This is a genomic window from Bradyrhizobium ontarionense (genome assembly GCF_021088345.1).
In the GTDB taxonomy this organism is placed as follows: Bacteria; Pseudomonadota; Alphaproteobacteria; order Rhizobiales; family Xanthobacteraceae; genus Bradyrhizobium; species Bradyrhizobium ontarionense.
Map to the genome: position 1 here is coordinate 2,810,472 of NZ_CP088156.1, position 25,123 is coordinate 2,835,594.

The 25,123-nt window shown below is 65.9% G+C and carries 21 protein-coding genes; 8 read left to right on the forward strand and 13 right to left on the reverse strand.

The genetic code is table 11. The annotated features are described in order from the left end of the window. Nucleotides 1-12: 12 nt before the first annotated feature. Entirely contained in the window at nt 13-1,716 is a 1,704-nt protein-coding gene (locus LQG66_RS12690; RefSeq protein ID WP_231326554.1) for a benzoate-CoA ligase family protein, read from the reverse strand. A 168-nt stretch (nt 1,717-1,884) separates the two neighbouring features. Next, complete coding sequence (locus tag LQG66_RS12695; protein ID WP_231326555.1) at nt 1,885-2,379, reverse strand: MarR family winged helix-turn-helix transcriptional regulator; 495 nt, start codon at nt 2,377-2,379, stop codon at nt 1,885-1,887. A 305-nt stretch (nt 2,380-2,684) separates the two neighbouring features. On the opposite strand from LQG66_RS12695, the gene LQG66_RS12700 reads away from it, so the two are divergent. Continuing rightward, nucleotides 2,685-3,857, forward strand: a complete 1,173-nt coding sequence (locus LQG66_RS12700) for an ABC transporter substrate-binding protein (RefSeq protein ID WP_231326556.1) — start codon at nt 2,685-2,687, stop codon at nt 3,855-3,857. 20 nt (nt 3,858-3,877) lie between these two features. Beyond that, a complete protein-coding gene (locus tag LQG66_RS12705; RefSeq protein ID WP_231326557.1) occupies nt 3,878-4,336 on the forward strand; it encodes a cupin domain-containing protein in 459 nt (152 codons plus the stop codon). Nucleotides 4,337-4,456: 120 nt separating this feature from the next. Here the strand turns inward: LQG66_RS12705 and LQG66_RS12710 are convergent, their stop codons facing one another. The 3 genes from LQG66_RS12710 to LQG66_RS12720 all read right to left on the reverse strand — a co-directional run bounded on the left by LQG66_RS12710 (nt 4,457) and on the right by LQG66_RS12720 (nt 7,540). Then, on the reverse strand, nt 4,457-5,704 hold the full coding sequence (locus tag LQG66_RS12710; protein ID WP_231326558.1) for a flavin-dependent oxidoreductase: 1,248 nt from the start codon (nt 5,702-5,704) through the stop codon (nt 4,457-4,459). 189 nt (nt 5,705-5,893) lie between these two features. Further along, the gene (locus LQG66_RS12715) at nt 5,894-6,730 is read right to left on the reverse strand and encodes an enoyl-CoA hydratase family protein (RefSeq protein ID WP_231326559.1); all 837 of its coding nucleotides are present in this window, start codon (nt 6,728-6,730) and stop codon (nt 5,894-5,896) included. A gap of 48 nt (nt 6,731-6,778) precedes the next feature. Next, a complete protein-coding gene (locus tag LQG66_RS12720; RefSeq protein WP_231326560.1) occupies nt 6,779-7,540 on the reverse strand; it encodes an SDR family NAD(P)-dependent oxidoreductase in 762 nt (253 codons plus the stop codon). A gap of 168 nt (nt 7,541-7,708) precedes the next feature. Here LQG66_RS12720 and LQG66_RS12725 point away from each other — a divergent pair, with 168 nt between their 5' ends. From LQG66_RS12725 to LQG66_RS12745, 5 genes are read left to right on the forward strand one after another with little or no spacing between them, the layout of a single operon-like run. Beyond that, complete coding sequence (locus LQG66_RS12725) at nt 7,709-8,536, forward strand: alpha/beta fold hydrolase (protein WP_231326561.1); 828 nt, start codon at nt 7,709-7,711, stop codon at nt 8,534-8,536. Then, a complete protein-coding gene (locus LQG66_RS12730) occupies nt 8,533-9,819 on the forward strand; it encodes an acyl-CoA dehydrogenase family protein (protein WP_231326562.1) in 1,287 nt (428 codons plus the stop codon). Before LQG66_RS12725 ends, LQG66_RS12730 begins: the two co-directional genes overlap by 4 nt. A gap of 2 nt (nt 9,820-9,821) precedes the next feature. Beyond that, nucleotides 9,822-11,327 carry a class I adenylate-forming enzyme family protein gene (locus LQG66_RS12735; RefSeq protein WP_231326563.1) on the forward strand — a complete coding sequence of 502 codons (1,506 nt, stop codon included), beginning with the start codon at nt 9,822-9,824 and terminating at the stop codon, nt 11,325-11,327. Nucleotides 11,328-11,365: 38 nt separating this feature from the next. Continuing rightward, nucleotides 11,366-12,460 (forward strand): NAD/NADP-dependent octopine/nopaline dehydrogenase family protein, encoded by a 1,095-nt coding sequence (locus LQG66_RS12740; RefSeq protein ID WP_231326564.1) that lies wholly within the window; start codon nt 11,366-11,368, stop codon nt 12,458-12,460. Continuing rightward, the gene (locus LQG66_RS12745; RefSeq protein ID WP_231326565.1) at nt 12,457-13,443 is read left to right on the forward strand and encodes a 3-hydroxybutyryl-CoA dehydrogenase; all 987 of its coding nucleotides are present in this window, start codon (nt 12,457-12,459) and stop codon (nt 13,441-13,443) included. The genes LQG66_RS12740 and LQG66_RS12745 overlap by 4 nt, the downstream gene beginning before the upstream one ends. A gap of 998 nt (nt 13,444-14,441) precedes the next feature. On the opposite strand, the gene LQG66_RS12750 is transcribed toward LQG66_RS12745, so the two are convergent. The 6 genes from LQG66_RS12750 to LQG66_RS12775 form a co-directional block, all read right to left on the reverse strand. Beyond that, nucleotides 14,442-15,488 carry a 2,5-dihydroxypyridine 5,6-dioxygenase NicX family protein gene (locus tag LQG66_RS12750; protein ID WP_231326566.1) on the reverse strand — a complete coding sequence of 349 codons (1,047 nt, stop codon included), beginning with the start codon at nt 15,486-15,488 and terminating at the stop codon, nt 14,442-14,444. A 33-nt stretch (nt 15,489-15,521) separates the two neighbouring features. After that, nucleotides 15,522-16,289: an ABC transporter permease gene (locus tag LQG66_RS12755; RefSeq protein WP_231326567.1), complete on the reverse strand. Its 768-nt coding sequence runs from the start codon at nt 16,287-16,289 to the stop codon at nt 15,522-15,524. Next, nucleotides 16,286-17,062, reverse strand: coding sequence for an ABC transporter permease (locus LQG66_RS12760; protein WP_231326568.1), 777 nt, complete (start codon nt 17,060-17,062; stop codon nt 16,286-16,288). The genes LQG66_RS12755 and LQG66_RS12760 overlap by 4 nt, the downstream gene beginning before the upstream one ends. Further along, the gene (locus LQG66_RS12765) at nt 17,059-17,904 is read right to left on the reverse strand and encodes an ABC transporter ATP-binding protein (protein WP_231326569.1); all 846 of its coding nucleotides are present in this window, start codon (nt 17,902-17,904) and stop codon (nt 17,059-17,061) included. The genes LQG66_RS12760 and LQG66_RS12765 overlap by 4 nt, the downstream gene beginning before the upstream one ends. Before the next feature lie 299 nt (nt 17,905-18,203). After that, complete coding sequence (ilvD, locus tag LQG66_RS12770) at nt 18,204-19,910, reverse strand: dihydroxy-acid dehydratase (RefSeq protein WP_231326570.1); 1,707 nt, start codon at nt 19,908-19,910, stop codon at nt 18,204-18,206. A 26-nt stretch (nt 19,911-19,936) separates the two neighbouring features. Then, the gene (locus LQG66_RS12775; protein WP_231326571.1) at nt 19,937-20,914 is read right to left on the reverse strand and encodes an ABC transporter substrate-binding protein; all 978 of its coding nucleotides are present in this window, start codon (nt 20,912-20,914) and stop codon (nt 19,937-19,939) included. 480 nt (nt 20,915-21,394) lie between these two features. On the opposite strand from LQG66_RS12775, the gene LQG66_RS12780 reads away from it, so the two are divergent. Continuing rightward, a complete protein-coding gene (locus LQG66_RS12780) occupies nt 21,395-21,745 on the forward strand; it encodes a RidA family protein (RefSeq protein WP_231326572.1) in 351 nt (116 codons plus the stop codon). 60 nt (nt 21,746-21,805) lie between these two features. Here LQG66_RS12780 and LQG66_RS12785 read toward each other — a convergent pair whose 3' ends face one another. Then, the gene (locus LQG66_RS12785) at nt 21,806-23,182 is read right to left on the reverse strand and encodes a sigma-54-dependent transcriptional regulator (protein ID WP_231326573.1); all 1,377 of its coding nucleotides are present in this window, start codon (nt 23,180-23,182) and stop codon (nt 21,806-21,808) included. Then, nucleotides 23,172-25,007 carry a sensor histidine kinase gene (locus tag LQG66_RS12790; protein ID WP_231326574.1) on the reverse strand — a complete coding sequence of 612 codons (1,836 nt, stop codon included), beginning with the start codon at nt 25,005-25,007 and terminating at the stop codon, nt 23,172-23,174. Before LQG66_RS12790 ends, LQG66_RS12785 begins: the two co-directional genes overlap by 11 nt. Nucleotides 25,008-25,123: the final 116 nt, after the last annotated feature.

The following is a 25,123-nucleotide window of genomic DNA, read 5'->3' on the forward strand; positions in this document are numbered from 1 at the left end:
TCCTTGTCTCTGCTACACGGCTGTACCGGACGCGGCTGCGGCTTGCGCGATCTGCCGCAGGGCAAAACGCTTCAGCTTGCCGGTCTCGGTCTTGGGCAGCTGTGTCACGAACTCGATCGCGCGCGGATATTTGTACGGCGCGATCTCGCTTTTGACATGCTCCTGCAGCTCGGTCACGAGCGCCGGCGTGCCTTCCGCGCCCGGTGCCAGCACGACATAAGCCTTCACGACCATGCCGCGCGCTTCGTCGGGCGCCCCGACCACGCCGCACTCGGCGACCGCCGGATGGGTCAGCAGCGCCGCCTCGACGTCGGTGCCGGCGATGTTGTAGCCGGACGACACGATCATGTCGTCGGAGCGGGACTGGTACCAGAAGTAGCCGTCCTCATCCATCACATAGGTGTCACCGGTGACGTTCCAGCCGTTCTGGACATATTTGCGCTGGCGCTCGTCGGCGAGATAGCGGCAACCGGTGGGGCCACGCACCGCGAGCCGCCCCATCGTTCCGGGCGGCACGTCGCGGCCCTCATCGTCGACGATCTTGGCCTCGTAGCCCGGCACCGGCTTGCCCGTGGCGCCCGGACGGATCTCGTCCTCGATCGCGCTGATGAAGATGTGCAGCATCTCGGTCGAGCCGATGCCGTCCATCAGCTTGAGCCCGGTGGCCTTGAGCCAGGCGTCGAAGGTCGGCTTCGGCAAGGTCTCACCGGCGGAGACGCATTTGCGCAAGGACGAAATGTCACGGCCTTCGAGCTTGCTCAACATGGCGCGATAGGCGGTCGGTGCCGTGAAGCAGACCGTCGCCTTGGTGCGCTCGATGGCAGCCAGGAGGTCATCCGGCGCCGTCTTTTCCAGCACCACGTAGGATGCGCCGATATGCATCGGGAACAGCACGCCGCCGAATCCAAACGTGAAGGCCAGCGGCGCCGTCCCGATGAAGCGGTCGTTCTCATTGGCGCGCAGCACGTTGCGGGCGTAGCCGTCGCACACCGCGAGCATGTCGCGGTGGAAATGCATGGTGCCCTTCGGGTCCCCCGTCGTGCCCGAGGTGAAGGCGATCAGGCAGAGGTCGTCGGAGGCGGTATCGACCGCAGTGAACTCGGGACTGGCGTCGGCAATCAGCGCCTCCAGCGCGTCGGCCTGCCCGTTGCCCCAGTACACCACCTGCTTCAGCGCCGGCGCGACCGCGCGGGTCTTTTCCATCTCGTCGGCCAGCTTGCCGTCACACAGCGCCAGCGCGATCTGCGCCTTCTGGATTGGATAGGACAGCTCTTTGGCGCGCAGCAGCGGCATGGTGGCGACGACGATGCCGCCGGCCTTGATGACGGCCAGATACGTCGCGACCATCATCGGATTGTTGGCGGAACGCAGCAGCACGCGGCCGCCGGGCACGAGGCCGAGCCTGCCGACCAACGCGTTGGCGATCTTGTTCACCAGCACCTGCAGCTCACGATAGGTGTAGCTGACTTCAGAACTGATCATGCAGGGCGCATCGCCCCGCCCCTCCGCGACCCAGCGGTCGACGAAATGCGTCACGCAGTTCAGCCGTGGCTGATACTGGAATTCGGGCCGGCTGAACACGAAATCGGGCCACAGCTCGCGCGGCGGCAGATGGTCCTGAGCAAACGTATCGATGTGGGCGCTATGCGCCTTCGCGCTTGCGCTGTCCGGAAGTTGAGCCTTGTCGTGGATCTGAACACTGGCGGCAGTGGCCATCACACGCTCCTGTCTGAAAGGAAAGACGCCCGGCACATTTCAGTCCTAAACATTTTAGACTTAAAACATTCGGACGCAAGAGCCGAAGATTGTGCACTGCCCGCAAATTGTTTGAGCGTTTGCCGCGCGCGGTGGCGGCGCGGCCTTCGACGATGCGACAGCCCGGCCTCAATCCTGCCGGCGCTTCACGGCCTTCTGCGCCGATCCCTTGGTCTTGGCCAGCAGCCGCATCAGCTCGCGGACATCCTTCGGCGTGAGCTCGCCGAAAATGTCGGCGATCCAGGTCTCGTGCTCGGTCGCCATCTTGCGGAATTCGGCGCGGCCGAGCTTGGTCAGCCGGATCACCTGGACACGGCGATCGGTGTCCGAGGTGCGGCGGTCGAGATGGCCGGATTCGACGAGGCGTTCCACGAGCCCGGTGACGTTGCCGTTCGACACCATCATGCGCTTGGAGACATCGGACAAGGTCATGCCGTCGGGCGCCTTGTCGAGCTGCGCCATCAGGTCGAAACGCGGCAGGGTGACGTCGAAGCGCTCGCGCAGCCGGCCCCGGATCTCGCCCTCGATCAGCGTCGTACAGGTCAGCAGCCGCAGCCACAGCCGCAGCTCCTCGGCGTGATCCTCGGGCAGCTCGACGGCCTTGGTCTCGGAATCCAGAGTCATGACGGAATCACATGCACACGTGCTGCCCCGTCGGGCGAGGCTCGTGAGTTTGACCTTCAGGAGCTTCCGGGAGCAAGGAAAAACGTACCGTCGTCACGCTGGAGAACGAGGAGCGGCAATTCCTTTAACCTTCAAGCAATTGGCGCGGCGCTTGCATGCGTGCCGAAACTGCCGCTCGCGCCAGCAGCTCGCTTGCGGCTGAGGCCGTCGTCAGACTAGGCTTGAGACCAAGCTGCGGCCTGATCCAGGCATCTGGTCAGGTTCAAAATACATAAACCTGAATTTCCGCATCCGGGGGAGTTGTCATGAGAGTGAGTTGGAAGCTGGCCGGCCTTGGCGTGATCGCCTGTGTCATGGCGCAGCCGGCGCTGGCCGCCGACAAGATCAAGATCGGCGTCATCGTCACCCTGTCAGGACCGGCTGCCGCGCTCGGCGGGCAGGTCCGGGACGGCTTCAATCTCGCCATCAAGGATCTCGGCGGCAAAATGGGCGGCAAGGAGGTCGAGGTGGTCGTCGCCGACGACGAGCTGAAGCCGGATGCTGCGATCACCAAGGTGAAGGGCCTGCTCGAGCGCGACAAAGTCGACTTCGTCGTCGGGCCGATCTTCTCCAACATGCTGCAGGCGATTCATCGCCCGGTCACCGAAAACAAGACCTTCCTGATCAGCCCGAATGCCGGCCCCTCCAGCTATGCCGGCAAGGAATGCAGCCCGTTCTTCTACGTGACCTCGTACCAGAACGACCAGGTCCACGCGATCCTCGGCAAGGTCGCGCAGGACCGCGGCTACAAGCGGATGTATCTCTTGGTGCCGAACTACCAGGCCGGACGCGATTCGGTCGCGGGCTTCAAGATCGACTACAAGGGCGAGATCGTCGAGGAATCCTACGTTCCGCTCAACACCCTCGACTTCCAGCCCGAGCTCTCCAAGATCTCCTCGCAGAAGCCGGACGCCGTGTTCACCTTCATGCCCGGCGGCATGGGCGTGAACCTGGTCAAGCAGTTCAAGCAAGCCGGCCTCGCCGACACCATCCCTGTCCTGTCCGCCTTCACCGTCGACGAATCCACCCTGCCGGCGCAGCAGGATGCGGCGGTCGGCATGTTCGGCGGCGCCGATTGGGCCCCCAATCTCGACAATCCGCAAAGCAAGAAGTTCGTCGCCGGCTATGAGTCCGCCTACAACAGCGTGCCCGGCACCTACGCCATGCAGGCCTATGATGCTGCGCTCCTGATCGACAGCGCCGTGAAGGCGGTCGGCGGCGATCTCGCCAACAAGGACGCGGTGTCCGCCGCACTGAAGAAGGCCGATTTCACCTCGCTACGCGGCGGCTTCAAGTTCAACACCAACGGCTACCCGATTCAGGACTTCTATTTGACCAAGGTCGCCAAGCGGCCGGACGGCAAGTTCCAGACCGAGATCGTGCAGAAGGTGTTCGAGAACTACGGCGACCGCTACGCCAAGGACTGCGCGGCCAAGTAACAACAGGGAGCGAAACCAACATGAGCCATCCGGAAATCGCCGGCATCACCCGGGCCAATGAGGGCATCCAGGGCATCTCCTGGAACATCCTCGGCCAGATCTACGTGCCGAAGAACCGCACCGAGCACAGCTTCTCCTGGCACGCGACCTTCCCGGTCGGCACCTTCGTGCCGCCGCACATCCATCCCGATCAGGACGAGTATCTCTACATCCTCGAAGGCCGTCTCGACTTCTTCCTCGACGGCGCCGAGGAATTTGCGACCGCCGGCGACACGGTGCGGCTGCCGATGGGCAAGCCGCACGGCATCTTCAACAAGTCGCAGCAGACCGCGAAGACGCTGTTCTGGGTGTCGCCGACGCGCCGGCTCTACGAGCTGTTCTGGGCGATCCACAACATGCGCGAGCAGAACCCGGACGACGTGGTGAAGCTCGCCGCCGAGCACAACATCCACTTCCTGCCGCCGCCTCCGGCGGCTTAAGTCAGCTGAGGCGTTAGCTTTCGAACTGTCGCGCAGCATGCGGTGCGCTCCCTCTCCCCGTCCTTACGGGGAGAGGGCTGGGGTGAGGGGCAGCCTCACAAATGGTGCCGGAAGGCCCAGCTACGACGCCTGCCGCGTGACCATTCGCGCGGCGAAGCCGGCCCGGCTGGCATAGCCGCGCACGATGCCCTCGCGGGCCTCGTAGTTGAGAATGGTGTTGATGTCGGTGAAGCCCTGCGGCGCAAGCTGCTCGACCGCGTCGATCACGCCCTCGGGGCCGCCGCGGCGGTTGGCGGCGACGATCTCGGCGGTCATCGGCAGCCGCTTCTGCTCATAGGCCATCAGCGCCTGGCGCGGATGCTCGGAGCGAGCCAGCGCATCGGCCAGCGCGCGGGCATCGAGAATGGCCTGCGAGGCGCCGTTGGAGCCGACCGGATACATCGGATGGGCGGCGTCGCCCAAGAGCGTAACGCGGCCGCTCGACCAGTACGGCAGCGGATCGCGGTCGCAGCAGGGATACTCCCAGAATTCCGGCGTCGCGCGCACCATCGCGGCGAAGTCGACCTGGGGAATGGAGAAGCCGTTGACATGCGGCATCAGCTCGTCGGCCTTGCCGAGCCGCGACCAGTCCTCGCGCCGCGGCGGTGCGGTGTTGGCATCGCCGATGCGCACCAGCACGGCCCAGTTGGTGAGACGGGTCGCGGGGCTCGAGCCTTCCGCGATCGGGTAGATCACCGCCTTGGCATTGAGGCCGCCGGCGATGACCATCGACCGCCCCGTGAGGAACACCGGCCAGTCGGTGGCGCCGCGCCACAGCATCAGGCCGTTCCAGCACGGTGCGCCCTCGTTGGGGAACAGCGTCTGCCGGACCTTGGAATGAATGCCGTCGGCCCCGATCAGGACATCGCCACGGACGGTGTGGACATGGGCGCCGGAGCGGTCGAAGAAATAGGCGGTGACCCCACCCTCGTCCTGGGTGAAGGCGCCGAGCCGGCAGCCGGTGTGGACTTTCGCATGGCCAAGGCGCTCCACCACCGCCTGGTGGATCACGCTCTGCAGCCGGCCGCGGTGGATCGAGAATTGCGGCACGTCATGGCCGGCGTCGAGCCCGCGGGTCTCGTGCCAGACCTCCTGGCCGCGCCGGGTCAGGTAGAACAGCTCGGAGGTGCGGATCGCAACCTCATCCAGCCGGTCGAGCAGCCCGAGCTGGGCGAGCTCGCGGATCGCATGCGGCAAGGTGTTGATGCCGACGCCGAGCTCGCGGATCGCATCCGCCTGCTCGAACAGCTCACAGTCGATACCGCGCGCCCGCAGCATCAGGGCCGTCGTCAATCCGCCGATACCGCCACCAACGACGATCGCCTTCATCGCCCTCTACTCCACTCATACTGGACATATCGGCCGACAGCGTGGCATGGAGCCTCACTCCGCCGCAAGCGGCTTCGCAGCCTCGGCCTTCAGCTCGGCCCGCGTTTTCGGCTTAGCCTTAACCTTCAGCTCGTCGGAAAACACGCCCCCGAAGCCGAACGTATCGTCGGCGCGGTTGCGTTCGTTAGCTCAATTGCCCTGGAAGACCGGCTTCGACTTGGCGGCGAAGGCTTCAAAGGCGCGATTGAAATCCTCGGTCGTCATGCACAAGGCCTGAGCAACTGCTTCGGCCTCGATCGCTTCCTCCACCGACATCGCCCATTCCATCGCCAGCATGCGCTTGGTCATGGTGTTGGCGAAGGTCGGACCGTTCGCGATCTCTGTTGCCAAGGCGACGGCCTGCGCCAGCACCTCGCTGGGCGCGACGATGCGGCTGAAAAAACCCCAGCGCTCGCCCTCGTCGGCACTCATGAAACGGCCGGTATAGAGCAGCTCGGAGGCGCGGGACTGGCCGATGATGCGCGGCAGGATCGCGCAGGCGCCCATGTCGCAGCCGGCGAGACCGACCTTGTTGAACAGGAAGGCGACCTTGGTGCCGGTCGCCGCGAGCCTGATGTCGGAGGCCATCGCCACGATGGCACCGGCACCGGCGCAGATGCCCTCGACGGCCGCCACGATGGGCTGCGGACAGGCGCGCATCGCCTTGACGAGATCGCCCGTCATCCGGGTGAAGGCGGTCAGTCCCTTGGTGTCCATCTTCACCAACGGGCCGATGATCTCGAACACATCGCCGCCGGACGAGAAATTGCCGCCCGCTCCGGTGACGACGACCACCTTCACATCGTCGTCGAAGGCGCACGCGCGAAAGAAATCGGTCAGTTCGCGATAGCTCTCGAAGGTCAGCGGGTTCTTGCGCTCGGGCCGGTTCAAGGTCACCGTCGCGACGCGGTCCTTGACGGCGAGCAGGAAATGGCTGGGCTTGTAGTCCGCCAACGGCAAGGTGACGGGATTGGCCGGTCTCGACATGATAGCTTCCTCTGTTCGACTGTTCTGATTGGGCTACGGCCAAGCCGCTTACACTTCGCCGCCCGCCACCGCGATCGCCTGCCCGGTGATGGCGCCCGCACCGGTGCCACACAGCCACAGCACGGTGTCTGCGACCTCCTGCGGCGCGATCAGCCGCCCCTGCGGATTGTGCTTGGCGAGTTCGGCGATGGCCTGTTCACGGCTGCGCCCGGTCTTCTTCATGATGGTGTCGATGCTATCGGCCACGAGATCCGTATCGGTGAAGCCCGGGCATACCGCATTGACGGTGACGCGCGTCGTTGCCAACTCCAATGCCAGCGATCGCGTGAGACCGACGACCGCATGCTTCGCCGCGGTGTAGGCGCTGACATAGGGATAGCCCTTCAAACCTGCCGTCGAAGCGACCGCGACGATCCGGCCACACGGCCTGCTTTTCATGGCAGGCAACACGGCCTGCACGGCATGCACGACGCCCATGAAATTGACGTCGATCATGCGGCGGAACAGCGCGGCATCGGACTTGAGAAAAGGTGCGGATTCCGCACTCCCGGCGTTGGCAACGAGAATGTCGATCGGCTGTCGCGCTGCCGCGCCGGCAAAAGCGGCATTCAGCGCCGCCTGATCGGCGACGTCGGCAATGACCGCATGATCGGCGCATCCCTGCGTCACGGCCTCATCGAGCGTTGCGCGGTTGCGACCGACGATCGTCACGGTTGCGCCGGCTTGCTTGAGCGCTCGCGCAATCTCGCGGCCGATACCTCGGCCACCGCCTGTCACGATCGCATGCGCCGCTTCAGGAAGTCCGGACATGCGCGCCTCCTCGTGCCTCACCTGCAGGTCTCTGCGCGGAATTTATTTTAAACTTCAAATTTTTGCAACAACGCGCCCGAAGCGACTTGACACCCCGCCCGCCGCGGCTAGCGTTCATGAGCCCCGTGCAAGCAACGTTGCCGTTCACGGCGCACCTCGGAGGTCTGCGTGCCAGCTTCGCAAATCCTGACCACGAAGGACGGCCGCTTCGGCTATGAGGCGTCGGGAGCGCCCGAGCGGCAAGCCGTTGTGTTCCTGCACGGCATCGGCGGTGCGGCGCGCGCATGGCGCGGCCAGCTCGAACATTTCGGCAAGTACTACCATGCGATGGCCTGGGACATGCCGGGCTATGGCCAATCCGCTCGGCTCGACAAAGTCAGCATCACCACACTCGCTGCCGCGCTTCAGAACTTCCTGATCCAGATCGATGCCCGTGAGCCGATCCTGGTCGGTCATTCCATCGGCGGGATGATCGTGCAGGAGTGGCTGATGGCCCATCCACAAGCTGCGGCCGCCGTGGTGCTGGCGCAGACCAGTCCCGCTTTCGGCAAGGCCGACGGCGACTGGCAGAAGTCGTTCATCGAGGCGCGCCTTGGCCCGCTCGACCGTGGCGCCACGATGGCGTCGTTGGCTCCGGCCCTGGTCAAGGAACTCGTCGGCGACGATCCCGATCCGCATGGTCTCGAACTTGCGACGTCCTGCATGGCCGGCGTTCCCGAGGCGAGCTATCGCGCCAGCATGCTGGCTTTGCTCGGCTTCGACCGGCGAGAGGCTTTGAAGGAGATCTTGGTGCCGGCCCTGGTCCTCTCTGGTTCGAGGGACCGCAATGCGCCGTCGGCGATGATGGAAAAGATGGCGAGCTTCATTCCCTCAGGCCGCTATGTCGAGCTTCAGGGCGCCGGCCATCTCGTCAATCTCGAGCGGCCCGATGAATTCAACGCCGCGCTCGCTGTCTTCCTGACCCACGCAACGGCGGCCGCTGTGGAGGCACCATGACCATTCAGGTCGAGAAGGCGGTATCCGCCGCAGGTCAGGCGCTCGATGCGCCGATGTTCGATCCTGCGGCCTACAGGCTCACGGCCGTGCAGGCCGACATCATCACGCGCGCCAGGGAACTCGGGCAGAGCGTGCTCGCGGGCCGCGCCGCAGGCTATGATCGCGACGCGATTTTTCCGACCGAGAACTACAAGGATTTGCACCGCGCCGGGCTGCTCGGCGTCTCCGTTCCCAAAGCCCAGGGCGGCCTCGGGGCCGGCTATCAGACCTATGCACTCGCCGCCGCCGAGATCGGCCGCTATTGCGGCGCCACCGCGCTGACCTGGAATATGCATGTCTGCTCGACCCTGTGGTCCGGTCCGCTCGCCGACGATCTCGACATGGACGACACCATGCGCGCCGCGCACGAGCGCCGCCGCGCGATCCACTACAAGCGCATCATCGATGACGGCGCGATCTACTCGCAGCCGTTCTCGGAAGGCGGCGCGGCCGCGGCCGGGGGCGTCGCCTTCGGCACCGAGGCCAAGCCGGTCAAGGGCGGCTGGCTGATCAACGGCAAGAAGATCTTCGCCTCGCTCGCCGGACATGCCGACTATTACGGCGTGCTCTGCACCGAGGTCAGTGAGGGCGAGAAGGCGTCCCGCCGCAACACGCTCTATCTTGCGGTGCCGGCGAAGACGGAGGGCGTCTCCGTCGTCGGCGACTGGGATCCCCTGGGCATGCGCGGCACGGTCTCGCGCACGCTGCTGTTCAAGGACGTGTTCGTCGAGGAGGACGCCGCCCTGATGCCGCGCGGCGTCTACTTCCAGGCTGCGCTGCGCTGGCCGCACATGTTCATGACGTTGTCGCCGACCTATATGGGCCTGGCGCAGGCCGCCTATGACTTCACCCTCAAATATCTTCGCGGCGAAGTGCCCGGCATGCCGCCGGTCAAGCGGCGGATGTATCCGACCAAGCAGATCGCGGTGGCCCAGATGCAGATCAAGCTGGAGCAGATCAAGGGCATCTGGTTCCAGGCCGTCACCGAGGCGCGCGCCAATCCGACCAAGGAGCAGGTGCTGCGCGCCTATGCCGCGCAGTACTCGGTGATGGAGGGCGCCAATGAGCTGGCTGCGCTCGCGATCCGTACCTGCGGCGGGCAGTCGATGCTGAAGACGCTGCCGCTGGAGCGCATCTATCGCGACAGCCGCTGCGGCTCGCTGATGCTGCCCTGGACCGCCGAGCTCTGCCTCGACCGCATCGGCCGCGAGGCGCTGTACGAGCCCGGCGAGACGGACGACTGAGCGTGGACCTCTGCAGCCTGATCGAGCGCAACGCCGCGTTCACGCCGCACAAGCCTGCGATCCATTTCGAAGGCACGACGCTGACCTATGCGGAGTTCAGCGACCGCATCGCGCGGATGGCCCGGGCGCTGAAATCGGAGTTCGGCGTCGGCCGCGGCGACCGGGTCGCGATCCTGAGCCTCAACCGGCCGGACTACCTGGTCCTGCTCTATGCCTGCGCGCGGCTCGGCGCGATCCTGGTGCCGCTCAATTGGCGTCTCGCGGTGGCCGAGCAGGTCTTCATTCTCTCGGATGCCGCGGCCAAGGTGCTGGTGCTGGAGCAGGCGTTCGCGCCGGTGCTGCCGGCGCTGCCTCCAGAGACAGCGCCAGTCGGAATCGACTTCGTCCCCTCCAACGGACTCATCATCGACGAGTTGCTGACCCGCGGCCGGGGCGATGACCGCAACCCGCACATCGATCTCTCCTGCCCGCTGCTCATCGTCTACACCTCGGGCACCACGGGCCGGCCGAAGGGCGCCGTGCTGCGCCAGGAGGCGCTGCTGTGGAACGGCGTGATGAGCCAGCACATGCATGGCCTCACGTCCGACGATCATGTGCTCACCGTGTTGCCGCTGTTCCACGTTGGCGGCCTCAACATCCAGACCACGCCGGCGTTGCATTATGGTGCCACCGTCACGCTCCACGCGCGCTTCACCCCGGATTCGACGCTCGCGACGATCGCCGCCGCGCGTCCGACATTGACCGTGCTGGTCCCTGCGACGATTCAAGCCGTCACGGAGCATCCGGGCTGGGCGACCGCTGACCTGTCGTCGCTCAAGGCCGTGGCCACCGGATCGAGCATCGTGCCGCCGGCATTGATCGATCGTATCATCGCGCGCGGCGTGCCGGTGCTGCAGGTCTACGGCTCGACCGAGACCTGCCCGATCGCGATCTACACGCGGCTCGGCGGCGACCTCTCGCGCACCGGCTCGACCGGGCTTCCCGGCTTGTGCTGCGAGGCGAAGATCATCGACAGAGATGGCGATGAACTTGCAGCGGGTGTTGCCGGTGAGATCGAGGTGCGCGGCCCCAACGTGTTCTACGAATATTGGGGTAACGCCAAGGCGACGCAGCAGGCCATCCAGGACGGCTGGTATCGCACCGGCGACATCGCGCGGCGCGATGCGGAGGGGTACTTCTGGGTGCTCGAGCGCAAGAACAACATGATCATCTCCGGCGGCGAGAACGTCTACCCCGCCGAGATCGAGCGGGTGCTGGGCGAGCATCCCGACGTCGTCGAATGCGGCGTGATCGGCCGGCCCGATCCGCGCTGGGATGAAGTCCCGGTGGCCTTCGTCGTGAAGCGCCAGGGCTGTTCGCTGGACGCCGAGACGTTGCGCGCGCATCTGCAGTCGCAGCTCGCGCGCTTCAAGGTGCCCCGCGACATCGTGTTCGTCGACGACCTGCCGCGCACCGCGCTCGGCAAGGTCCAGCACCATGTGCTGCGCCAGATCGATGGACCCAAATGAATGAGCGTGAACGTCGGTTTCGAAATGGAGAGACGATCTTGAGAATAGCAGTGCTGGGCGGCGGCAACGGCTCCTTTGCGGCCGCAGGCGATTTCGCCCTCGGGGGCCACGAGGTTCGGTTGTGGCGCCGCGATGCGGAGTTGGTCGCCCAGCACAAGGCAGCAGGCTCGACGATCATCGTCAAGGACCTCAACGGCCGACATGAGGCCAGGCTCGCGCTGGTCACGACCGAGATCGGCGAAGCTGTCAGCGGTGCCGAGCTGATCCTTTGCCCGGCGCCGGCGTTCGCGCAAGGAGCTATCGCGCGCCAGCTCGCGCCGCACCTCGCCGATGGCCAGGTCGTGTTCCTGCCGCCGGCCACCTTCGGCACGATGATCTTTGCGGCGGCCGCGCACGATGCCGGCAACAAGGCTAACGTCAGCTACGCCGAGACCGGCACCCTGCCCTGGCTGACGCGCAAGCACGGGCCGTTCGAGGTCGCGATCACCATCCGCGCCAAGCGGCTCCCGGTCGGCGTGTTTCCTCTCAGGACAGCGGAGCATGCGCTCGCGGTGATCGGCCGCGCTTTTCCCGGCGTGATCGAGCCGTGCGGCGATGCGCTGTCGGGCGCGCTGATGAATGCCGGCTGCATCATCCATCCGCCGCTGATCATCATGAACGCCGGTCCCATCGAGCATTTCGAGCGCTGGGACATCCACAAGGAAGGCACGCAAGCTTCGATCCGCCGGGTCACCGACGCGCTCGATGCCGAACGGATCGCGGTGCGCGAGGCGCTCGGCTACGGCGCGCCGCACTTTCCGCTGGCCCATCACTACGCCAAGGAAGGTGAAGTCTGGATGTATGGCCGTGGCTCGCATGACCGGCTGACCGATTCCGGCGACTGGCGCGAGCAGCTGGTGCTGACGCAGCACCGCTACATGCGCGAGGATCTCCGGCTCGGCCTGTCGTTCCTGATTTCGGCCGCCGGGCTGACCGGCACCGCGACGCCGCTCGCCCGGGCCTTTCTAGCTATCGGCGGCGCGATCTGCGGCGAGGACTTCATGGCCACCGGGCGCACCCTCGCCAGCCTCGGCTTCGGCGGACTCGACCGAACCGCGCTGCAGGCCCTGCTGCGCGACGGATTTGCGTCATGAGCCCGCGCGGTCACATCGCCTGTCTCGGCGCCGGCCGCATGGGCCGCGGCATCGCCGTCGCGTTTGCCTATGCCGGCCATCCGGTGACGATGATCGACATCAAGGCGCGCACATCCGAGCAGTTTGCGAAGCTGGAGAGCGAGGCGCTCGGCGAGGTCAAGGCCACGTTCACCACGCTGGCGCGGCTGGGACTGCTGCAGGCCACTGATGCCGAGAAGCTGATGGGCAAGGTCACCGTCGCGCCAGCCGGCGCGAGCGGCGATGTGCTCGCCGAGACCACGCTCGTGTTCGAAGGCGTGCCGGAGATCGTGGACCTCAAGCGCGAGGTGCTGGCTGCGGCGTCGCGCGCGGTCGCGCCCGACGTGATCATCGCCTCGACGACGTCGACGATTCTGGTCGACGATCTCTCGGGCGCGGTGGAGAGACCGGAGCGCTTCCTCAACGCGCATTGGCTCAACCCGGCCTATCTGATCCCGCTGGTCGAGATCTCGCCGGGCCAAGCGACCGATCCTGACGTCACCGCCCGCTTGAAGGCGCTGCTCGAAGGCATCGGCAAGGTGCCGGTCGTCTGCGCGGCCACGCCCGGCTTCATCGTGCCGCGCATCCAGGCGCTCGCGATGAACGAGGCGGCGCGCATGGTCGGCGAGGGCGTCGCCAGCGCCGAGGAGATCGACAAGGCGATCCGCTACGGCTTCGGCTTCCGCTACGCCGTGCTCGGCCTGCTCGAATTCATCGACTGGGGTGGCGGCGACATTCTGTACTACGCCAGCCGCTATCTCGAAGGCGCGCTGCACAGCGACCGCTACCGCGCCCCAGAGGTCATCGAAAAGAACATGGCCGAGGGCCGCATCGGCCTGCGCACCGGCGCCGGCTTCCTCGATTATTCCGGCATGGACGTCGCCGCCTATCGCGAGCAGCGGCTGGGCGCGCTGGTCGACATGCTCCGCCACTTCAAGCTGGCGCGGCCGCCTGTGGTGGATTGAAGGCGATGAGGCGGATCGTTGCGCCGGCATCGCCCAAACCGTAGGGTGGGCAAAGGCGCGCATGCGATACTGTGCGCCGCATGCCGCGCTCCGTCGCGCGCCGTGCCCACCATTTTGCTCCGCATGCGCGGATGGACGGTGGGCACGCGACCGCCCTGCGGGCGGCCGCTTTGCCCACCCTACGGCACCGTTGCTCGGCGCGCATCTCATTCACATCTCAAACAGCATAGGATACGATATCGCGTTCTCGCGGCGTGTTGCGCCCGAGCCTTGCAATCAGTTCGTCCCTCGCAAACATGCAGAGGGCGCAGGGAATGCCGGGTGAAGGCCTCACCCATGGCCCGCCTGCTAACAAGAATGCAGGCGGCAGGTACCACAGGTGCTGCCGGTCATCCGGCATTCCCTGCGCGACGGTCTTCACGTTTATACGCAGTCTCCCTGGTGCGCCGGGCTTGTTGGCCACCATGGCGACAATGCGCTTTCGCGCATTGCGCTGGACACCAGCATCGGGGTGTCAGGACGCTGCGACTTCACGTCCGCAGCCCTGCCGTTCGTCGGCGCATCCGAAGACACGCTGCGGCAAGACCGCGGCCATCGCTCCCCGCCTCGCGTGTCGTGACGATCGCGCGCAACGCCCCTCCGCAGTGAGGCGGGATGCGCACAGACAATCATGAATTCCGAAAAATCGCAAGGTATTTATTTTTTTCAGAATTCGAGCGCGAATAGGATGCATCGGACCACGGAATGCCTTTGGCGGGCTGCTCCCGTCGCGGCGGCGACTTTGCCCCTATCCGGCGATGCGAGACGATTGCGAGATTTCTCCTCCGTCATTCCGGGGCGTGCGCAGCACGAGCCCGGAATCCATCTCACGGCAGATGACGCTGCACGATGGATTCCGGGCTCGCCCTCCGAGCCACAGCTTCGCTGTGGCTCGCCGGACGCCCCGGAATGACGGCGGAGTTCGACGCTGCAGGTACGCCAAAACAGCGGCTGGTGATCTACCCGAACACGTCCTGCAGCACGCCGTCCTTGATCACGGCGACACCATCGAGCTCGATCGTGGTGCCCATCATCGGCAGGTCGAAATGGCCGGCGGTGTAGCGGCCGGCGAACTCGTTGGCGCCGGTGGAGAACAGGAAGTTGCCAGGGATGGCGCGCAGTTCGGTGCCATTGGTATCGCGCTGGTCGTACATCGACAGCGCCTCGTAGCGCGCACCGGGGTTCATGCCCCAGCCGACGTGGGACACGGCATAGGCTTCGCGGTCACCCCACGACGCCAGATAGGCGCGCATCATCGCGGCGTCAGTGCCCTCGCCGTCCAGCGCGGTGACGTAGTCGTCGCGCAGGGTCATCGTCACCGGCGAACTCAGGTAGCGCTTGAAGGTGAGGTTGATGTCGCCCGGTGCCATCACGATGGTGCCGTTCACCGATTTGCTCTTGGGGAAGCTGACGACGATGCCGCCCGGCCAATGCGCCAAGGTGCCGGGACGATCGGTCCAGCCCCAGACGCCGACGGTCGAGGCCCCCTCCATGATCACGTCGAGATCGGTGCCGGCCTTCGAGGTCACGCGCATCCGCTTGGCGCCGCGCAGCATCTTGGCGGCGGCACGCACGCGCTTCTCCAGCGCCGAGTCCGGTACCATGCGCTCGAGTGCTTCCGGATGCTCGTTCGAGATCACCAGGATGCGGGCGCCTGCTTTCAGGATCTCCGGCGTCTCCACCGCATGCATCAGCCCCTCGATGGTGCAGTCGACGACGAAGCCAGCCTGCTGCAGGGCCGTGACGACCGGCCCGAGCTTGCCGATCGCCTCCGACGCGCCGGTGGAGCGCACGGGCACCGGGTGGCGGTTGCGCGGGGTCGGCACCACGACATGGAACGGACGCGCGCCCATCCGCAGCAGCGCCAATTCCGCCAGATGGACGTTGAGCGCGCGCGACTGCGTCTCCGACAGGATCGCGGCGGTGTCCCCCGCCTTGACAGCACAGCGTTCGAAGATCTCGCAGAATGCGTCGATCCATTTCGCCTCGATGCGATCTGCCAGCATGGTCTGTCCTCCCGATTCTTGTTCGTGGTCTTATCAGACTGAGGGGAAGCCGCGCAGCAGATAAGCGCGCAGGCCCTGCAGCAGGCCGTTGAGGATCAGGCCGAGCAGCGAGATCGTGATCAACGGCACGAACATGTCGACCGCCTGGAACGTGCGCGCCGCCGTCACCAGCACATGGCCCAGGCCGTCGGTCGAGGTGATCATCTCGGCGAGAAACACCACGATGCAGGAAATGACGAGACCGATGCGGCATCCGGTCAGGATCGAGGGCATCGCCGCCGGCAGCACCACCTTCCACAACACGTCGCGCGGCGGCGTGCCGGCGGCGAGCGCGGACCAGATCAGCTTCTGCTCGACGATCCTGGCGCCGTAATAGGTCGACAGCAGAATCGGAAACAGCGCGTCCGCCGCCACCAGCATGATCTTGGATTCGTGGCCGAAGCCGAGCAGCAGCAGGAAGGCGGGATAGAGCGCCACCTTCGGCAGCGGCGCCAACACGCGGACGATCGGCCTGATCACGGCGTCGACCGGAGCACTGACCGCGGCGGCAATTCCCGTGGCGACGCCGATGATGACCGCGATCGCAAAGCCGGCAAACAGCCGGAACAGCGTCGCCGCGATGTCCTGCTGGAAGGAGGAACTGGCGAGCTGATGGCCCATGCGCAGGAACACCTGCGCCGGCGGCGGCAGCAGCGTGGCCGGCGCGTAGCCGAAGGAGACGATTCCCTGCCACACCAGCAGGACCAGCGCGATCGGCGCGGCTCCGAGCAGCAGGTCGTTCGTCGTCCGCGTGGTCGTCATGAGAAGCTCAGGGGCAAGTCGAACTGCGGCTCGGACCAGCGCACCAGCCAGCGGCGGACAACTTCGAATGCCGCGTCGAGACAGATGCCCATCGCGCCGATGATGATGATCATCGCGAACACGGTGTCGTACTGGCCCATGTCGAGCGCGTTGAAGAGGATATTGCCGGCGCCGGACTGACGCGCGATCATCTCGCTCGTGACCATCGTGATCAGGGCCAGCACGAGACCGGTGCGGCAGCCTGTCAGGATTTCGGGCAACGCCGCAGGCAGCACGATCCGCAGCAGACGCTCACCGGCCGGCATGCCCATCGCCGCGCCCGACCACAGCATCTTCTCCTCGACCGCCTTGGCGCCTTCGAAGCTGTGATAGATCACCGGCAGGCTGACGCCGAGAAAGATCACCAGCGTCTTGGAGATGTCCCCGACGCCGAGCCAGAGCATGATGATCGGCATCAGCGCCGCCTTCGGCACCGGATAGATCAACATCAAGAGCGGATTGAAGAACGCGGCCGTCGACCGGCTGCGTCCCATCAGAAGCCCCAAGGGAATCGCGAACGCGATCGCCAGCGCAAAGCCGATTGCCATCCGCCGCAGCGAGGCCAGGATGTTGATCAGCGCTTCCTTGTCGGTGAGGATCGGCGGGATCGCGCGCAGCGACTCCAGCGCGGTCGGGAAGCTGTCGTTCTTGAGCCCGAGCGAGGCGAGCTGCCACGCCAGCAGCAGACCGCAGCAGGCCAGCACGGGAGCCAGCCGCTTCACAAGCCCGTTCATGACGGCAGCTCGTTGTCGCCCGACGCGTCGAACAGCCGCTCGATCTCGACGATGTATTTCTGATAGCGCGGATCGAGCAGCAGCTCCTCACGGCGCCGCGGCCGCGGCAGATCGATGTCGATCACCTGACGGATGCGGCCGGGCGAGCGCGACATCATCACGACCTTGTCCGACAGGAACACGGCCTCCTCCACGGAGTGCGTCACGAACAGCACGGTCTTGCGATCGCGCTCCCAGATCTCCAGCAGGTCGTTCTGCAGCCGCGTCCGCGTGTGGGCATCGAGCGCGCCGAACGGCTCGTCCATCAGCAACACTTCGGGTCCATAGGCGAGCGTGCGCGCCAGCGCGACACGCTGCTTCATGCCGCCGGAGAGCTCCTTCGGATAGAATTTTTCGAAGCCGGTCAATCCGACCATGGCGATCAGGGCCCGGGCACGCGCCTCGGCTTTCGCCGGCTTCATCCCCTGCTGCAGCGGACCATACATGACGTTGCCGAGCACGCTCTTCCAGGGAAACAGCGCGAACTCCTGGAACACCGGGCCGCGGTCCGGACCAGGACCGGTGATTGCCTTGCCCTTCATTTTCGCCGCGCCGCCGGTGGGACTGACGAAGCCGCCGACGATGTAGAGCAGTGTGGACTTGCCGCATCCCGACGGTCCGAGAATGGAGACGAACGCGCCCTCCTCGACCGTCAGCGAAATGTCGAACAGCGCGGTATGGTCGCGGCGCGACGACGTCTTGAAGACCTGCGACACGCGATCGATCTCGATGATCGGACCGGCCGGACGGCGGCCGAGCGGGACGCCCGCGAGTTGATCAGGTCGGACCGGGGTCACGCCCATGTCGGCTTCTCTTTCCGATGCAGCACGCTCAAACGCTCCGTAATATCCATATCCGGCATGACGAATGCCCGCAGATCAGTCCCACGACGTCACAACCACCGTCATTCCGGGGCGAGGCCGCAGGCCTTGAACCCGGAATCCCGAAATTGCCTTGCGTCCAGTCTCGACAATGTCGAGATTCCGGGTTCAATCATCAACGCGCACCCGCTTCGCGTCTGCGCATTGACGATTGCCCCGGAATGACAGGGCTCGTGATAGCAGAATTAGCAAGAACCCTGCCAATCGTCGTTCTCCCCGGCTCATTCCTGCTCCTGATCGAACCAGGGCCACTCGGCCGGCCCCTCATGGGTCACGGCGCCAAGCGGCGCCTGACCGACCAGCTTGGCATATTTCGCCAGTGCCCCCGCCCGATGCCGCGGCGGACGCGGCAACCAGGACGCGCGGCGCGCCGCAAGCTCACGCGCGTCGAGCAGGACGTCGAGCGTCCGCGCTCTCGCATCGATGCGGATCGGATCGCCATCCTGCACCAGCGCCAACGGCCCACCGACAAAAGCCTCCGGCGAGACATAGCCGATGCACATGCCGCGGGTGGCGCCGGAGAAGCGGCCGTCGGTGATCAGCGCGACCTTCTCGCCCATGCCCTGGCCGTAGATCAGCGCGGTGACGCCGAGCATCTCGCGCATGCCGGGGCCGCCGACCGGTCCCTCGTTGCGGATGATCAGCACCTCGCCCGCCCCGTAGTCGCGCGCGCGCACCGCCGCAACGCAGGCTTCCTCGTCCTCGAACACGCGCGCACGGCCCTCGAATACAAGGTTCTTCAGGCCGGCGACCTTGATGACGGCACCATCCGGCGCGAGATTGCCCTTGAGCACCGCGACCCCGCCATCCGGAATGATCGGCTTGTTCGGATGGAAGACGATCTCACCGTCCGGCGCATTGGCCGAGCCATACTCCTCGGCGAGCGTGCGGCCCGTGACCGTCACGCACGAGCCGTCGATGTGGCCGCTCTCGATCAGCGCGCGAATGACCACAGCAGCGCCGCCGATGTCATAGACGTCCTTGGCCGTGTACTTGCCGCCGGGCCTGAGATTGCCGATCAGCGGCGTGCGCGCGAACACCTCGCCGACATCATCGAGCGTGAAGCGGATGCCGGCCTCGTTGGCGATCGCCGGCAGATGCAGCGCCGCGTTGGTCGAGCCGCCGGTCGCGGCGACGATGGCGGCGCCGTTCTCCAGCGCCTTGCGGGTGACGATATCGCGCGGCAGCGGGCCGCCACGCGCGAGCATCTGCATGATCAGACGGCCGGCCTGTCGCGCCACATGCGCGCGCTCGGCATAGACGCCGGGGATCATCGAGACGTTCGCCATCGACAGGCCCATCGCCTCCGACAGCATGCCCATGGTGTTGGCGGTAAACTGTCCGGCGCAGGCGCCGATGGTCGGCAGGCAGGACCGCTCGATGCCCTCAAGCGTCGCCTCGTCGATTTCGCCGGTCATGTAGCTGCCGACGGCCTCGTAGGAATCGAGCACCGTGAGCGTCCTGCCCTGATACTTGCCGGGCAGCGCGCTGCCGCCATAGATGAAGATCGACGGCACGTTGCAGCGGACCATGCCCATCATGACGCCGGGCAAGGTCTTGTCGCAACCGCCGAAGCCGACCAGCGCGTCATAGGCCAGGCCGTGAACCACGGCCTCGATCGAATCGGCAATCAGCTCGCGCGAGACCAGAGAGAACTTCATTCCCTCGTGGTTCATGCTGATGCCGTCCGAGACGGAGATCGTCGCGAACTCGCGCGGCGTGCCGCCGGCCTCGGAGATGCCGGTCTTGGCCGCATCGACCTGGAAGTCGTGCGTCATGTTGCAGGGCGTCTGCTCGCCCTTCTGGCTGACGACGCCGATCATCGGCTTGGCGATGTCGGCGTCATCCAGCCCCATCGCGCGCATGAAGGCGCGGTGCGGGGCGCGATCGAGCCCCTCCACCGTCACGCGCGATCGCAGCTTCCTCATCGGCGACAAACTCCGCGCAAGGGCGCTTACTGGATCGGCGCGACGATCGTGGGATGCTTGAACTGCGCGACGTCGAGCTTCGGCAGCATGCCGGTCTCGGCATAGATGTCGAGCATCTTCTGGATCGCCGGGAAGTTCGGTGCTGCGACCGGATCGCGGCCGAAATCATTGTCCTTGAGCAGATAGGTGTCGATGACAGCGACCGGCGCCTTCATGACCTCCGACACCACCTTCAGCGTCTCGTCACGGTTGGCGAGCGCCTTCTTCATGCCGGCGGTGATGTCGCGGACATAGGCCTTCACCAGCTCCGGGTTCTTATCGACGAAGTCGGCGCGGCAGGCCTCGAGGATGTGCACGATGTTCGGCATCGCCTCCGACAGCTGGAACAGCTTGCGCGTGCCGCCCTTGGCCTCGGCGCGCGCCGCGAACGGCTGGTTCATGTTGACGGCATCGACGCGGCCCTGGCGCAGCGCATCTTCCGACACCGCGAAGCCGACCTCGACCAGCTTGATGTCTTTCGCCGGATCGAGTCCGGCCTGCTTCAGGAGCATGTTGAACGGCCCCTGCGTGCCGCCGCCGATCACGGAAATGCCGACCGTCTTGCCCTTCAGATCGGCGATGGTCTTGATCGGCGAGTCGTCCTTGACCGCCCAATAGACCGAGAACCCGCCGGGCTTTTCATAGACGTGCTGGGCGACGATATAGGCCTTCAGCCCGCCACCGACCACGCCGTTGGACAGCGACAGCGGCGCCTGCGTCGCGCAATCGAGCGCACCGGCGGCCAGCGCCTGGGTCATCGGTGCCGTTCCCTGGAACTGGGTCCATTCGATGTTGTAGGTCTTGCCGATATCCGGAAATTCGGTCGGACGCTTCATCATCCAATATTTCGATTCCTCCGCCGGGATGGTCCAGCCGACGCGGATCGTCTGCTGCGCAAAGCTCGGCGCTGCGCTCGTTCCCAACGCAATCGCAGCCCACGCCGCCAGCATCAATCTGTTCCGCATCACGCCCCTCCGCCCATCTCAAAAAGGAACTTCGCGGAGAATGTTTCATGTCTCAAATATCTGTGCAAGCGCGGAAAACGCCCCATCTTTGCCTCAGCCATGGGCAAGGCCTGCTTGCACCCGGACACCGCGGCGGCATAGGCAAAGGCCGCTGACCGTGTGCTGATGCTTTACCAGCAACGCAAGGTCGCGTCCTGCGGCGAACTGGGGCCTCATGGTTCGAGACGCGCCGCAAAGCGGCGCTCCTCACCATGAGGGTTTCAGATCGCGCCCCGCAATCAGCCCTCGTCCTGAGGAGCCCGCCGCAGGCGGGCGTCTCGAAGGACGGTGGAGGGCACACTGCGGGCCCAAGCTTCAGTCATATGCGATCGCCGGGAGAATGGCTCATTTGCGGGCCTCTGCCCTGCCTCTGCCGACTGGCGCTGCCGCGCTGCACGCGCTAGGGAGAGGCCCCGATTTGACTTTTTCAGGAGTCCTCCAATGTCGATCCAGCGTTTCGAAACCGGCCCGCGCATGAGCCAGGTCGTCGTGCATGGCAATACCGTCTATCTCGCCGGTGTCGTGGCGCAGAACGCGGCCGGCGAAAGCGTGACCAAGCAGACCGAGGACATTCTCTCCATCATCGACGGTCACCTCGCCAAGGCCGGCACCGACAAGTCGAAGCTGTTGTCCGCGACGATCTACCTCACCGACATCAAGACCTTCGGCGAGATGAATGCCGTCTGGGACGGCTGGGTGTCGGCCGGCAACACGCCGGCCCGCGCCACCGTCGAGGCCGGGCTTGCCGCGCCGCAATACACGGTGGAAATCATGGTCGTCGCCGCCAAGTAGACCGACGCCCTGCCGGCTGCCGCGCGCCACTCCGTGTCGCGGCGGCCGGTGCGCCCGCTCTCAGGATCCCGGTCGAACGAGCGAGCCATCCCTGATGCTGTCGACCTTGACGGCAAGCCGCTTGATCTTGTCGTAGAGCGTCTGCTTCGGGATGCTCAACAAGGCCGCCGTCGCCTGGACGTCACCGAGCTTGCGGCGCAGCGCATCCTCGATGATCGAGCGCTCGATGTTCTCCAGCTGCCGCGGCAGCGACAGCTCCGAGGTTCCGGAAGCCGATCTGTTGAGGGCCTTGCTGTCGAGAACGCCCAGCACGAAGCGGTCGGCGACGTTGCGCAGCTCCCGCACGTTGCCCGGCCACGCATAGGTCAGCAGCAGCGACATCGTCTCGTCACCGATGATCGGCGCGTCGCGCTCGAAACGTCTGGCGGCGTCCAGCGTGAAGTGCTCGAACAGGATCGGAATGTCCTCGCGCCGTTCCCGCAGCGGCGGCAGCTCGATGAAGGCGACGCCGAGCCGATAATACAGGTCGGCGCGAAACAGCTTGTTCTCGCTGAGCTCGAGCAGGTTGGCCTTGCTGGCCGCCACCACCCGGCAATCCACCGCAACCGGCTTGTTGGAGCCGACGCGCTCGATCGAGCGGTCCTGCAGCGCCCGGAGCAGCTTGACCTGCGCACTGAGCGGCATGCTCTCGATCTCGTCGAGGAACAGCGTGCCGCCATGGGCATATTCGATCTTTCCGATCCGCTGCTTCGTCGCGCCGGTGAACGCGCCGGCCTCATGGCCGAACAACTCGCTTTCGACCAGCGATTCCGGCAGGCCGCCGCAGTTCACCGGGACATAGTTGCCCGCGCGCCGCGCACTGTGTTTGTGCAGGCAGCGCGCGACGACGTCCTTGCCGGTGCCGGTCTCGCCATAGATCGTGACGTCGACGTTGGTCGCGGCCAGGGTCGCCACCAGCCGGCGCACCTCCTGGATCTGCGGCGACCGCCCGAGCAGGCTCGCCTCGATGCCCTGGCGGTCGGCCAGCGCGGAGCGCAGGCTGTGCACTTCGAGCGTCAGGCGCCGCTTGTCGAGCGCCCGGCGGACGACCGAGACGAGCTGTTCGGACGAGCACGGCTTCTCGATGAAGTCATAGGCGCCGTTGCGCATCGCCTGCACGGCCATCGAGATGTCGCCGTGGCCGGTGACCAGGATGACCGGAAGGTCCGGGTCGAGCCGGTGCAGCTCGGACAACCATTCGGTGCCGCTCCTGCCGCGCAGGCGCACGTCGCTCACGATCACGAACGGCATGTCGGCGCGGACGATCGCGCTCGCTGCTTCGACCGAGACGAACGGCGTGACCGAAAGCCCGGCGAGCTCGAGCGCCTGGACGGCGCCGATGCGCACGTCGTCATCATCCTCGACATAGATCACGCCGACCGGCTGCTCATTTGTCATGCGGACATCTCGTCACCTCGGCCAGCGGAATCAGCACCACGAACTCGGCACCGGTCGGCTCCCCATTTCTCGCCTGCAACTCGCCGCCGAACGACCGCGCGATATGGTTGGCAAGCACGAGGCCAAGTCCGAGGCCCTTGCCTGCCGGCTTGGTCGTCACGAACGGCTCGAACAGGCGCTGCAGAACATCGGGCGCAATCGCCGGACCACTGTTGCTGATGGTGATATGGCACCGCGCCGTCGGCCCGTCCTCGCGCACGGCCTGGATATGGATCGACCGCTGCGCGGCGCCTTCGACTGCATCCAGCGCATTGGCGACGATGTTGCAGAACAACTGCTCGAGCCGGGTCTGATCGGCGGTGACGTGGAGACCTGGCGCGAGATCGCTCGTCAGCTCGACACCTCCCTCCTTCACCCGCCCACCGAGGATCTTGAGCGTCTCCGACAGCGCCTGCTCGACCGACACGACGTCGAGCGGGCTATTCGACTTGTAGGCAAAGACCCGCAGCTGGCTGGTCAGGCGGCCGAGTCGGCGGACCAATTCGCCGATCCGGACGAGATTGCCGCGGACCTCGCCGATCAGCCCGCGATCGACGAACTGAATGGCATTGTCGGCAGTGGTCTGCAGCGCCGCCAGCGGCTGATTGATCTCATGCACGAGCCCGGCGGACATCTGGCCGAGCACCGCCAGCTTGCCGGCATGCACGAGCTCGTCCTGGGCGGCCCGCAATTCGGCGGTGCGTTCCTGCACCCGGCTCTCGAGCCTGTCGTTCGCGGCCTGCAGCGCGGCCTGGCTCGCCAGACGTTGCCTGATCTCCCGCCTTCGTTGCGCGAACAGGCCGAAGGCCAGCAGCGCAACGATGCTGGCGAGCGCCGACAATGCGCCGATGACGACGGCCGTTCGCCGCACGGGCGTCTCGTCGTCGAGCAGCAGCAGCTGCCATTGCCGCCCGTTGAGCGGACGTTCGTCGACACTGTAGACCGCGCCGGGCTCGGTCGAGACCCGGCCACCACGATCCGCGGTCTCCGTGAAGGTCCAGCCGAGCGGCGCGAGGCTCGAGCTGCCATAGGGCTTCGACGTTGCGATCTCCTCGAGCGCGTCCACCGACAGCGGCGCCAAGGGGCGGAAGCGCCATTCGTCACGCGAGGCGAGGATCGTCACGCCGCGGGCGTCGACCAGAACCATGTCGCTGCCGCGGTTGCGCCATTCGCGCTCGAAGGCGTCGAGATTGACCTTGACCACGGCGACGCCGATCGTCCGTCCCTCGCGCTGGACCGCATAGGACAGATAGTAGCCGGCGCGGGCGCTGGTGATGCCGATTCCGAAGAACGCCCCCCGGCCGTTCGCCAGCGCCTGGCGCATATAGGGCCGGTAGGACAGGTTGCTGCCGACCGGCGTGCCCGGCTGGTCGAAGTCGGCGGCCGCGATCGCATCACCGGCAACGGACAGGACGTAGAGGTTGTCAGCGCCCGCCAGCAGGTTGATCGACTTGAGATACAGGCTGACGTTTTGCTGCAGCGCACGATCATCCGGCGTGCCGAGCAGCCGGAAGACGTCGGACGACGTCTCCAGCAGCGACGGCAGATATTCGAACCGCGACAGATAGCCGTCGAGCCGCGCGGCCTCGACCGCGAGCCGCTGCTGGGCCGCGGCATGCAGTTGATCCAGCCCGCGGGAGAAGGCGATGGCATAGCCGAGCCACGCCGCGGCGCCGACCAGCGCAAGGGCCAGAAGTCCGCGAACGAGCCAGCCCGCGCGCCTGGGGACCACCGCGGCGACTTCGGGATGTCCCTCGAGGCCGATCCGGAATGGAAGGTCCGTCATCTCCTGAACCAGGCAAATCCTAGGCGTGGCGGGCCACGACAACCGCGCCCGCACATGGGCCCTAAGTCTAGGGTCTTGCTCCGGAATAGGCGACAGCAAAATCGGGCGCCGGCGAT